Here is a 12,343-nt window from a genome sequence, read left to right as displayed (position 1 = left end):
GTGCGGTCGGTCAAATTCCTCGATGCTAGTCCACTCAAAGGGCAGGCGTTTTGCGGTCCCTGTTCAAACGGATCGCACCCTTAGGGCTTAGTCTTGCGCTAGTGTGACGAGACCAAAGATCTCATCAGAACCACCATCGGGGTCCCCAATGTTTCCGGACACTTCGGCCACAGCGACTTCGCCATTTGTGCCGCCAAAGGCGCCATCAATCAGGGCGTTGAAGCGGTATGTTTCGTCTTCGAGCGACACGTCTCCGAACAGTGTGCCGTCAAATGTCACGCCGTCACTTCCATCGCGGATCGTCGTGTCCACCGGCACGCTCCCGATCACCGTCAGCGTATCCCCATCTTCAGAAATGCCGGCGATATTGCTGTAGGTGCCGTCAAACGTCAGCGCGTCGAAGTCGGCGACCAAGGCCAAATCGCCCGCTAGGTAAGTCTCTTGGTCTTCGACCTGAAAGCCTAATGTGCCGGTGTAATCTGCGCTGCCGCTCGGCAGTGTTGAGGTTACGTCGTAGTCTTCGTTGAATTCTTCAAATTCGTTCACCAGATCCGAAACAAGAGACGGAAGGTCAGCAAGGTCTTCTTCTTTTGGCAACTCAATATCGTCAAGCACACCGGAAGAAATCTGGAATTCGTCTGCAATGTCTTCGATCGCTTCGTCGACAGTCGTGCCCCCACAGGCTGCAAGTGCAAAAAGGGCTGCGCCTGCTGATATTGTAGAGAATTTATTCATAATACTTCATCCTTAATGGTCATTTCGGCACAAATAGCCGATGAGAACGCGACGACCGCCGTAATCCGGCATAATAATGGGTCAGTGAACGTACGAGTTGAAATTACACTCGAAAAGCTGCTCGAATCGCCTGTTTAGCTTACAAAAAATTTTGGACCTGTCATCTTTGATGTGAAAAAAAGTAAGAGGCGACACAGTGTTAGTGCGCGCCTCTTCTTTTCGTAATCCCAAAGGTGACTGTTTCGACCGTCTATTCGATACGAAGTGGAATTGACGCGATTACCTTGCGATCTTGGCCGATGAAGTACTTGATCAAGTAATCACCCGGCGCGTCCGGCGTTGCGACTGCCACGGGGTTTCCGCTGTTGGTGTAGGCATAGGTTTCCCATCGTCCGCCGCCAGTTGCATCAGCCTTTCCGATTCCAATGTAGTCGTCAGCATAATCCGGACCATCCCACCCCACGATGATTTCGGACGCTGCCGGGGCAGTGCCTTCGGCAATCAACTGGGCTTTTACATCAGTGATTGTGATCGGCGTTGATGCCAGCATCGTCCGGTCCTGTTGCGCAAAATAGCGAATGACGTAGTCACCAGCCTCTGCTGGCACCGCAACCATCGCGGGGTTGCCGTCGCGGGTGTAGGCATAGTTTTCCCATTGGCCAGCGCCCGTCGCGTCGGCTTTGCCGATTCCGATATAATCGTCCTCATAGTCAGGGCCTTGCCATTGCACCGATATCGTCGAACCCATCGGTGCATCAGACGGGGCGGTTACATCAGCTTCGATCTTGGTCAGGGTGATGTTTGTGCTTGCGAGGATTGTTCGATCTTGGTTCAGGAAGTAGCTGATCACATAGTCACCGGGTTCCGCAGGGGCCAACAACGTGCCGCTACTGTCCGCACGCACGTAGGTGTAGTTTTCCCATTGGCTTGCACCCGTTGCGCCAACTTTGCCAATCCCGATGTAGTCGTCATCGTAGCCCGGTCCACTCCATGAAACCGAAAGGGTGGACCCCGCAATTGCTTCGGCTGGTGCGGTCACGGATGCGCCCGCTGCCGTAACGGTGATGGGGGTGGATACAAGCGGCACCCGATCTTGGTTGACGAAATAGGTGATCACGTAGTCACCAGGTTCCGATGGAATAGTCACGGTCGCGGGATCGCCGTCGCGAGTGTAAGCATAGTTTTCCCAAGCACTTGCACCCGTCGCACTGACTTTGCCGATGCCAATATAATCATCGTCGTAGTCGGGTCCGGTCCACACCACCTGAATATCCGATCCGGCGATTGCCTCGGCTGGGGCTGATACGCTGGCGACAACATCCGTGACCGTGATGGGCGTTGTGGCCACAACGGTGCGGTCTTGGTTGATAAAGTAGCTGATTTCGTAGTCGCCGGGTGTCGGCGGAACACGCAAAGTCGCAGGTTCACCGTCACGGGTGTAGGCATAGTTTTCCCAGGCACTTGCGCCAGTCGCACCGACCTTGCCAATTCCGATGTAGTCGTCATCGTAATCCGGACCGACCCAGCCCACAGGGATATCCGACCCTGCGATTGCCTCTGTCGGGGCGGTCACTGTGACCTCAACCGGTGTGAGTGTGATGGGCATGATGCCCAAGACGTCGCGCGTGCCGCCTTGGAAATACGCGATTTGGTAATCGCCAGCAGCAGGCGGCATCAGTAGCGACACCGGATTTCCGTCGCGGATGTAGGCGTAGTTCTGCCATGCGTCAGCGCCGTCTGCACCGACTTTACCAATGCCAATGTAATCGTCTTCGCCGTTAGGGCTGTTCCAGCCAACCATGATCGTCGACCCCAAGAGGGCCGTTTCAGGGCCCGTCAGTTGTGCTTTTTCAACAGGGACGGGGAACACCACAGTGGTCGTCTGGGCGTCAGACACCAGATCAACCATCTGCAAAACTTCGGTTTCGTTCTGAACCCAATAGGCGGACACTTGGTACTTTCCACCAACAATATCAGTGACATAAGGATTGCCCGGTTCGCTTTCAAACGCGCCATCAACGCTCCACAAAATCTGATCTTCGATCAGGGGACCATTTTCGTCGCCCAGACGCGCTTCCATGGTCAGTAGCGTTACGATCGGTTCTGGTTCTTGCACAACTGCGGTCAAAGCCGCACCAAGTTCCGATGCATTTTCAGCCGTCAGAAAATCACCACCAGTCTCAGCCGCGATGCATTGCATCTGGGCCAGCGCGTCAGGGTCTGACCCCACATCAAAACCGACCACGTGGGCCGTGAAATCAATACCTGCTTCTTCCAGCAGGCGCGCGGCGGCGCATGGATCGGGGTTACAGGTCTCCACGCCGTCAGACACAAGAATCACAGTCGCGCTGTCTTCGGTGTAGCGCAGCGCCTCAGCTGCGGCGATAATCGCGTCGGTCATGGGCGTTTTGCCCAGCGGTTTGATCCCGCGCACGGCGTCCACAATCGCTGGACCGGTGCCAGCCGCAGGGGCGACGACTGTTTCAATGTCAGTGCAATCGCCGCGAGCGCGGTGGCCATAGACGGTCAGACCAAGGCCCTGACCCGACGGAATCGTGCCGATTAATTCTGCAACAACGTCTTGGGCAATTGTGATCTTAGCGGTGCCGTCAATCTGGCCCCACATCGAACCGGAGCCGTCCATCACAAGAATGGTATTCGGGTTGTCTTGGGCCATAGCGGTGCCTGTCAGCAGCAAACCACAGGCGAGAGGTGCGAAAATGCGCATCGTTTGTCTCCTAAAATTGGTTACTTCTATCCAAACACAGCGAAGCGAGTCGTTTCCAGTGTTGAATCGCCTCGGTCGGGAAACCCTGACCCTGTTAAGTTTTGAGAAGGGTGCGTTATTTTCTTCCTAATGTTCCACAAATGTTCTAAATGTGGGCTGGCGAAAACGATCAACGTGACTATGTAGTAGGGCTGCGGACCTTAGGGTGCCATAATTGGGGGCGTGCCGAGATGGCTGAGCTAAAGAATATTGAAGTACGCGGCGCACGCGAACACAATCTCAAAAGCATCGACGTGGACATTCCACGCGATCAGCTGGTGGTGATCACTGGGCTTTCCGGCTCTGGTAAATCATCTCTGGCCTTCGATACGATCTATGCCGAAGGGCAGCGTCGTTACGTTGAATCGCTGTCGGCTTACGCCCGCCAATTCCTTGATATGATGGAGAAACCAGACGTCGATCACATCTCTGGCCTGTCGCCTGCGATTTCGATTGAACAGAAAACGACTTCGAAAAACCCGCGTTCGACCGTCGGGACAATTACGGAAATTTACGACTACCTGCGCCTGTTGTACGCACGGGCAGGGACGCCGTATTCCCCTGCGACCGGCCTGCCGATTGAAGCGCAGCAAGTGCAGGACATGGTCGACCGCGTCATGGCGCTGCCGGAAGGCACGCGTGGCTATTTGTTGGCACCAATCATTCGGGACCGCAAAGGCGAATACCGCAAAGAATTCCTCGAATTACGCAAGCAGGGTTTCCAGCGGGTTAAAGTCGACGGCGAATTTTACGAACTCGACGAACCACCAACCCTCGACAAGAAATTCCGCCATGACATCGACGTGGTCGTTGACCGGATCGTTGTGCGCGAAGGTTTGGAAACACGGCTGGCGGATTCGTTCCGCACTGCTTTGGACTTGGCCGACGGCATTACTGTACTGGAAACGGCACCATCCGAAGGCGACGCGGAACGGTTCACATTCTCTGAAAACTTCGCCTGTCCTGTGTCTGGTTTCACGATCCCCGAAATTGAACCACGGCTGTTTTCATTCAACGCACCTTTTGGCGCATGCCCATCCTGTGACGGTTTGGGTGTCGAATTGTTCTTCGACGAAGGACTAGTAGTCCCAGACGTCACGTTGAAAATTGCAGACGGCGCTTTGGCCCCGTGGCGCAAAGGCAAAAGCCCGTATTTCCTACAAACCATCGAATCCTTAGCAAAGCATTACGGTTTCAACAAAAACGCACGCTGGAAAGACTTGGATCCAAAGGTCCAAGAGGTTTTCCTGCGCGGATCAGGCAAAGAAGAAATCCAGTTCCGCTACGATGAAGGCGGACGGGTTTACAGCGTCAAGCGCGTGTTTGAAGGGGTGATCCCGAACATGCAGCGCCGCTATCGCGAGACAGACAGTAACTGGATTCGTGAAGAATTCGAACAATATCAAAACAATAGACCCTGCGGTACATGCGGCGGATACCGTCTGCGCGAAGAAGCATTGGCCGTGCGCATCGGCGACGAACACGTCGGTAAAGTCGTGCAATTGTCGATCAAAGAAGCGTACGATTGGTGCCAATCGGTCCCAGAAAAGCTGACTGCGCAAAAGAACGAAATCGCAAAGGCGATCCTGAAAGAAATCCGCGAACGGCTTGGGTTCTTGAACAACGTCGGCCTTGATTACCTGTCGCTGTCGCGCAATTCCGGCACGTTGTCGGGCGGGGAAAGCCAACGGATCAGACTAGCATCGCAAATCGGATCGGGTCTGACAGGCGTGCTTTACGTGCTTGATGAACCGTCCATCGGTCTACACCAACGCGACAATGACCGCTTGCTGACAACACTGAAAAACCTGCGTGATCAAGGCAATACCGTGATCGTCGTCGAACACGATGAAGAAGCGATCCGTGAAGCTGATTACGTTTTCGACATCGGCCCTGGGGCGGGTGTGCATGGAGGGCAGGTTGTGTCCGAAGGCGTGCCAGCCGACATCATGGCGGACCCGAAATCTATTACGGGTCAATACCTGACCGGTGCTCGTGAAATCGCAGTGCCGAAGAAACGTCGTAAAGGCAACGGCAAGAAGCTGACCGTCGTGAAGGCAACCGGTAACAACCTGCAAAACGTCACGGCAGACTTCCCCTTGGGACAATTCGTCTGCGTGACTGGCGTGTCCGGCGGTGGGAAATCGACGCTGACGATCGAAACGCTGTTTAAGAACGCCGCGCAAAAACTGAACGGCGCGCGCAAAGCACCGGCACCTTGTGAGACGATCAAAGGGTTCGAACATCTTGATAAGGTGATTGACATCGACCAGCGCCCGATTGGTCGGACCCCACGGTCCAACCCTGCAACTTACACGGGTGCTTTCACGCCGATCCGCGACTGGTTCGCTGGCCTACCTGAATCGAAAGCACGGGGCTACAAACCGGGCCGTTTTTCCTTCAACGTCAAAGGCGGGCGCTGTGAAGCCTGCCAAGGCGACGGTGTCATCAAGATCGAAATGCACTTCTTGCCCGACGTCTATGTGGAATGCGAAACCTGCAAAGGCGCGCGCTACAACCGTGAAACGCTCGAAATCAAATTCAAGGGCAAAAGCATCGCAGATGTGCTTGATATGACTGTAGAAGATGCGCAAACCTTCTTTACGGCCGTCCCATCCATTCGCGAAAAGATGGATGCGTTGATGCGGGTCGGTCTTGGCTATATCAAGGTAGGCCAACAGGCGACGACGCTATCTGGTGGTGAGGCGCAGCGCGTTAAGCTGTCAAAAGAACTGGCGCGGCGATCAACGGGCCGCACGCTCTATATCTTAGACGAACCGACAACGGGTCTGCATTTCGAAGACGTGCGTAAGCTGCTTGAAGTGCTGCACGAACTTGTCGATCAAGGTAACTCTGTGGTTGTGATCGAACATAACCTCGATGTGGTGAAAACAGCTGATCACATCATCGACATTGGGCCAGAAGGCGGTGACGGCGGCGGTCGGATTGTGGCAAAAGGAACGCCAGAGAAGGTCGCGAAAGTCGAAGAAAGCCATACGGGTCGCTACCTCAAGGACATGTTGGCGCCGAAACCGAAAACGGTGGCCGCCGAATAGGACACGACGAATGATCAAATATGCAGCCCTTGCCATTGCTGTCGCGACACCGCTTCATGCGCAGGAAAAAACGTTCGATTTCAAAGGGATCACAAACATCGAAGTCCGTAACGGGATTACGGTGAATGTGACGCAAGGCGATGAAATCAGTATCACAGGCAGTGCGGTTTCGGGCGATGTGGAACAGTTTCACCTTCGCAAATTCGGGCCGTGGTTGGCCGTGAACCGGCATACGCGCTGGTTCATTTTTCCGTACGGGCGTCAGGACGATCTCGTGTTGAACGTCACGCTGCCGGATGTGCGCGCGCTCAAGGCGTATGACGACTCCCAGATCAACGCGGGAACCTTCAGTGGCGACCGGATCCGTGCCGAGGCATTGGAAGGCGGGACCGTCACCCTAGGCGGATTTAACTACACGGAAACAAGCCTTTACGCGACCGAGAACGGTACACTCCAGATCAACGGCGCTTGCGAAACGCTAGAAGCTGAGGCGATCATTGGCGCAACTATCGACGCATCCGCGTTGGACTGCGCATTGGGCACAGTTGATGCGCAGTCGAAGGCTGTCATCAGCGTTCCCCACACATTAGAAATCGTCGCGGTGCTGCCCGAAACAGAGTAGGGCGCGCCGCTTAGACCAAAGTTAACCCGCGTTACGCCCGCGGTCAGCAAAACGCGGCAGCATCGCGGAAAAGTCGCGACCAGCGCCGTCTTCGTCTTCAACAAACCGCTGATACAGCGCCATTGCGGCTTCCCCCATCGGCGTATCCGCGTCTGCGGCTTCGGCGGCCATCTGCGACAAACGCAAATCTTTCAGCATCAAATCGGCAGCAAAACCCGGTGTGTAATCGTTGTCAGCAGGGCTTTGAGGGCCAACACCGGGGGCAGGGCAGTAGGCGTTCATGCTCCATGAATAGCCGGACGATGTGCTGACGACGTCGAACATCGCTTGCCGATCAAGGCCAAGTTTATCAGCCAGCACAAAGGCTTCACAGGTTGCGATCATCGTGACGCCGAGGATCATGTTGTTGCAGATTTTCGCGGCCTGACCGTTGCCCGCAGGGCCGCAATGCACGGCTTTCTGACCCATGATATCGAACAACGGCGACACGGTCGCAAAACCCGCTTCGGTTCCGCCCGCCATAAACGTCAACGTCCCGCCAGCAGCGCCGCCAATCCCGCCAGACACTGGCGCGTCGACTGCGGTTAGGCCAGCGGTTTCGGCCATTTCAGCGACAGCACGCGCGCTGGCGACGTCGACAGTTGAACAATCCAGATGCACGGCACCTGCCTTCATCGCCGGATGAATATCTGCGGCCACGGCACGCAGAATATCACCGTTGGGCAGCATCGTTATCACCACATCTGCACCTTCGACAGCAGCCGCAGCAGTGACTGCCATGGTCAAACCGTCCGGCTTCGCCATTGTGTCGAAACCCACCACATCGTGGCCAGCTGAGGCGAGGTTTGCGGCCATTGGCGCGCCCATATTGCCTAGTCCGATAAATCCGATTTTCATTCTTTAATCCTCCCAGATCAATGCGTTGTCGCCCAAGGGGGCTGTCATGCGTGCGATATCCGCTGCCGGTACGCTGGTGACGTTACTATGTTGCCAAACAGGCGCCCTGTCGCGATCAATGATCGCGGCCCGGATACCTTCGATAAAATCACCGTATTGCGCGGACCGGAACGTATAGCGAAATTCGTGGTCCAATGCTGTCTCGATGGTTGGTGCGTCACGAACCGCGCGGATCATCCGAAGCGTGACCTGCAACGCGAGCGGCGCATTTCGGTGCATTTTCTTCGCAGCGGACAGAATGACGTCATCCGTGCTGGATGATGCGGCGGCAAAGACATCGTCTTGGCCAAACACACCGTCGATAATGGGCTGCGCTTTTTGTAACGGGCCACTTGGCAAACCCTGCGCAATGTCAGCTATTTTTGCCACATCACCTGTCTCGCAGAGTTGTACTTTTAGAACATCCCATTCGACCTCCGGCACATAGACATCCGCAAAACCTGCATAAATCGCATCTGTTGCATCCATGCGGGTCCCTGTCAGCCCAAGGTATTCGCCGACATGTCCGGGTGCTGTGGAAAGGATCAACGACCCGCCGACATCAGGTACAAGTCCGATTGTGACTTCGGGCATCGCGACCTGCGATGTCTCTCCGACGATGCGGTGTGAACCGTGGCATCCAACGCCAACGCCACCACCCATCGTGAAGCCTTGAAGGAAGCTAACAACAGGTTTGGCATAATGGAAAATCTTGCGGTTCAGCCGGTATTCATCGCGCCAAAACCGTTGTCCGTAGGAGAAGTCGCCAGCCTTACCAGTGGCGTACATCTCGGCGATATCACCGCCGGAACAAAAGGCTTTGTCGCCTGCAGCGTCGATGACGACGATCTGTATGGCATCGTCATCGCGCCACGCGTCCAAAGCCGCTTCGATCCCCAACACCATGTCCCAAGTCAGTGCATTCAGTGCCTTGGGACGGTTCAGTGTGATCCGTCCTGCAACGCCATCTTTGCGAACAATCAGATCGCTCATTTCGTTAGCACATGACGAGCGGTCAGCACGCGCATGATCTCGTTTGTGCCTTCCAGAATTTGATGAACGCGCAGGTCACGCACGGTTTTCTCGATGCCATAGTCGGCCAAATAGCCATAGCCGCCGTGCAGTTGCAGGCATTGGTCCGCGACGCGGCTGCCAACTTCGGTGACGTGCTTTTTCGCCATTGCACAAAACGCTGACGCATCCGGCGTTTTGTTGTCCAACTTCCACGCAGCTTGGCGCAGGAAAACGCGGGCGGCTTGCATCTCGATTTCCATATCCGCAAGCCGGAATTGTAGCCCTTGGAACTGGTCGATGGATTTGCCGAATGCCTTGCGCTCGCCCATATAGGTGACCGTTTGGTCAAGCGCGGATTGCGCAGCACCCAATGAACAGGCGGCAATGTTCAACCGTCCGCCATCCAAGCCCATCATCGCATATGTGAAACCTTTTCCGGTTTCGCCAAGCAGATCACCCTTGGTAATGTTGCAATTGTCCAACTGGACTTGGCGGGTCGGCTGTGACCGCCAGCCCATTTTGTCTTCGAGACCGCCAAACGAAAGCCCCTCAGCGCCCTCCGGCACATAGAACGCGCTGATGCCTTTCGGACCATCATCGCCGGTACGGGCCATCACGATGTAGCCATCCGAATAACCACCGCCTGATATGAATGCCTTGGTCCCCGTCAGGGCGTAGCCATTGCCGGTTTCAACGGCTTTCGTTTTCAGCGCTGCCGCGTCGGACCCTGATCCGGGTTCGGTAAGACAGTAGGACAGGACGGTCTCCATCGTCATAGCGCGTGGCAGCAGGTCTGCCTTCATCGCGTCTGATCCGAAGTTGTCGATCATCCGTGCGCACATGTTGTGAATGGACAGGAACGCGGCGACAGAGGCGCAGGATTGTGAAAGTGCTTCGAAAACCAACGTGGCATCCAAGCGCGACAGACCCGAACCGCCGCTGTCCTCGGACACGTACAAACCGCCAAAGCCAAGCTCTGCGATTGCGGTCCATAGCTCTTTGGGGATCGTGCCGTCTGCTTCCCACTGGCGGGCAAAAGGCGCGATATGCTCTGCGCCAAAGGCCTGCGCCATGTCAAAAATAGCGGTTTGTTCTTCGGTTAAAGCAAAGTCCATGTGCATCCCTCCCAGAATTGAACAAGTGTTCAATACCTAAAGTGACGCGAAGCCCGCGCGTTGTCAAAATGAAAACGCGCGGAGCGAAAATTTTTGCGTTGAAGACTAGTTCGTGATCGTAATTGATCCACGCATGTTGCCGTGTGGACGGCAGCGGTAGTTGAACGATCCGGCAGCACCAAAGGTCAGCGCGGCGGATTGACCTGTGGACAGCAGCCCCGTGTCAAAGGCGTTATTCGCGGATTCCCATGCGCTGTGGGCTGCGCGATCTTCGTTAACCCACGTCACGGTGTCGCCCGCTTTGATCGTCAGGTTCGCTGGCGAAAAGGCCATGTTTTTGATTGTGACAACGTGGTTTGTCGCAGCTTGTGCCATCTTTGCAGCCACAGGAACGGCAGCGGCGGTCGCAGCAAGACGAAGTACATTACGGCGTGTAAAAAGTGTCATAAGTTATATCCTCTATTGAACGTATAAGGGCAGCCACGGAAAGGCTGCCCTAAAAGTTTCACAAAAGATAAAGAAAAATTTTCGCGGACTTATTCCATGACAGGAATAGAGAATTCGCCACCTTCTTTGATGCCCGACGGCCAGCGCGATGTGACGGTCTTGGTGCGTGTGTAGAACTTGAACGCGTCTGGTCCATGCTGGTTCAGATCACCAAAGACGGATTTCTTCCAGCCACCGAACGTGTGGTAGGCCAGTGGCACGGGGATTGGCACGTTGATCCCAACCATCCCGATGTTGATCCGGTTGGCAAAGTCGCGGGCCGTGTCGCCGTCCCGCGTAAAGATCGCGGTGCCGTTGCCGTATTCGTGGTCAATGGCCATGCCGATGGCTTCTTCGTAGGTCTGTGCGCGCACGCATGACAGAACCGGACCAAAGATTTCCTTCTTATAGATGTCCATGTCTGTCGTGACGCGGTCAAACAGATGTGGCCCAACAAAGAACCCGTCTTCGTAGCCTTGCAGATTAAAGTTCCGGCCATCCACGACCAGCTCTGCGCCTTGTGCCACACCGGATTCGACCAATCCAAGGATGTTGGCTTTGGCCGCAGCAGTCACAACAGGACCGTAGTCCACGTCAGTGCCTGCTGTGTATGGGCCGACTTTCAGTTTTTCGATCCGTGGGACCAGCTTTTCAACCAGACGGTCGGCCGTTTCTTCGCCCACTGGGACTGCAACCGAAATCGCCATACAGCGCTCACCAGCCGCACCGTAGCCCGCACCGATAAGCGCATCAGCAGCTTGGTCCATGTCCGCATCCGGCATGATGATCATGTGGTTTTTCGCACCACCGAAACACTGCACGCGTTTGCCGTTGGAACAGCCACGACCGTAGATGTATTCCGCAATCGGGGTGGAGCCGACAAAGCCGATCGACTGGATCACATCGTGATCAAGGATGGCGTCAACGGCTTCTTTGTCACCGTTCACGACCTGCATGATACCTTTTGGAAGACCAGCTTCTTCAAGCAGTTCAGCCAGCATCAATGGCACGGATGGATCACGCTCGGATGGTTTAAGGATAAAGGCGTTGCCGCACACGATCGCAGGCGCACACATCCAAAGTGGGATCATCGCAGGGAAGTTGAACGGCGTAATGCCAGCCGTCACGCCAAGCGGCTGTTTCATGGAATACATATCAATGCCAGGACCCGCGCTGTCGGTGTAATCACCTTTCAGCATTTCAGGAGCACCGATGCAGTATTCAACAACCTCAAGGCCGCGCTGCACGTCGCCTGCGGCGTCTGGCAATGTCTTGCCGTGCTCGCGGGACAGGGCTTCGGCCAGTTTGTCCATGTTGTCGTTCAGAAGGGACACGAATTTCATCATCACACGTGCGCGACGCTGCGGGTTCGTGGCAGCCCACGCAGGCTGTGCCGCTTGGGCGACTTCAACTGCGCGCGCCAGCTCTTCAGGGCTAGCCAGCGGCACTTTGGCCTGAACTTCGCCTGTGGCCGGGTTGAAAACGTCAGCGAAACGGCCGGACGTACCTTTGACATGTTCGCCGCCGATGTAGTGGGTCAATTCTTGCATGGAAATCTCCTCCTGATTTCTTGCAGTCTAGCCTTGCGGAAATGCATGTAAAGGCGCCAATA

At 55.4% G+C, this 12,343-nt stretch carries 9 protein-coding genes; 2 read left to right on the top strand and 7 right to left on the bottom strand.

The genetic code is table 11. The features are described 5' to 3' along the window. Positions 1-87: 87 nt before the first annotated feature. Together AC0L7R_RS10600 and AC0L7R_RS10595 are read right to left on the bottom strand one after the other, a co-directional pair. On the bottom strand, positions 88-735 hold the full coding sequence (locus AC0L7R_RS10600) for a hypothetical protein (protein WP_473656844.1): 648 nt from the start codon (positions 733-735) through the stop codon (positions 88-90). A gap of 250 nt (positions 736-985) precedes the next feature. Beyond that, positions 986-3,463, bottom strand: a complete 2,478-nt coding sequence (locus AC0L7R_RS10595) for a VWA domain-containing protein (protein WP_473656842.1) — start codon at positions 3,461-3,463, stop codon at positions 986-988. 230 nt (positions 3,464-3,693) lie between these two features. Here AC0L7R_RS10595 and uvrA point away from each other — a divergent pair, with 230 nt between their 5' ends. Both uvrA and AC0L7R_RS10585 read left to right on the top strand, forming a co-directional pair. Then, positions 3,694-6,558 carry an excinuclease ABC subunit UvrA gene (uvrA, locus tag AC0L7R_RS10590; RefSeq protein ID WP_473656841.1) on the top strand — a complete coding sequence of 955 codons (2,865 nt, stop codon included), beginning with the start codon at positions 3,694-3,696 and terminating at the stop codon, positions 6,556-6,558. A 10-nt stretch (positions 6,559-6,568) separates the two neighbouring features. Then, a complete protein-coding gene (locus AC0L7R_RS10585; RefSeq protein ID WP_473656840.1) occupies positions 6,569-7,180 on the top strand; it encodes a GIN domain-containing protein in 612 nt (203 codons plus the stop codon). Positions 7,181-7,201: 21 nt separating this feature from the next. Here the strand turns inward: AC0L7R_RS10585 and mmsB are convergent, their stop codons facing one another. The 5 genes from mmsB to AC0L7R_RS10560 form a co-directional block, all read right to left on the bottom strand. Then, positions 7,202-8,077 (bottom strand): 3-hydroxyisobutyrate dehydrogenase, encoded by an 876-nt coding sequence (gene mmsB, locus AC0L7R_RS10580; RefSeq protein ID WP_473656839.1) that lies wholly within the window; start codon positions 8,075-8,077, stop codon positions 7,202-7,204. Positions 8,078-8,080: 3 nt separating this feature from the next. Then, positions 8,081-9,109, bottom strand: coding sequence for a 3-hydroxyisobutyryl-CoA hydrolase (locus AC0L7R_RS10575; RefSeq protein WP_473656838.1), 1,029 nt, complete (start codon positions 9,107-9,109; stop codon positions 8,081-8,083). Then, positions 9,106-10,245 carry an acyl-CoA dehydrogenase family protein gene (locus AC0L7R_RS10570; protein WP_473656837.1) on the bottom strand — a complete coding sequence of 380 codons (1,140 nt, stop codon included), beginning with the start codon at positions 10,243-10,245 and terminating at the stop codon, positions 9,106-9,108. Before AC0L7R_RS10570 ends, AC0L7R_RS10575 begins: the two co-directional genes overlap by 4 nt. 105 nt (positions 10,246-10,350) lie before the next feature. Continuing rightward, a complete protein-coding gene (locus tag AC0L7R_RS10565) occupies positions 10,351-10,692 on the bottom strand; it encodes a cupredoxin domain-containing protein (RefSeq protein WP_473656836.1) in 342 nt (113 codons plus the stop codon). 89 nt (positions 10,693-10,781) lie between these two features. After that, the gene (locus AC0L7R_RS10560; RefSeq protein ID WP_473656834.1) at positions 10,782-12,281 is read right to left on the bottom strand and encodes a CoA-acylating methylmalonate-semialdehyde dehydrogenase; all 1,500 of its coding nucleotides are present in this window, start codon (positions 12,279-12,281) and stop codon (positions 10,782-10,784) included. Positions 12,282-12,343 lie beyond the last annotated feature (62 nt).

The organism is Yoonia sp. D2-7 (assembly GCF_055809435.1).
The sequence above is the reverse complement of the archived record's forward strand: the minus strand, read 5'-3'. Positions and strand labels throughout refer to the sequence as shown.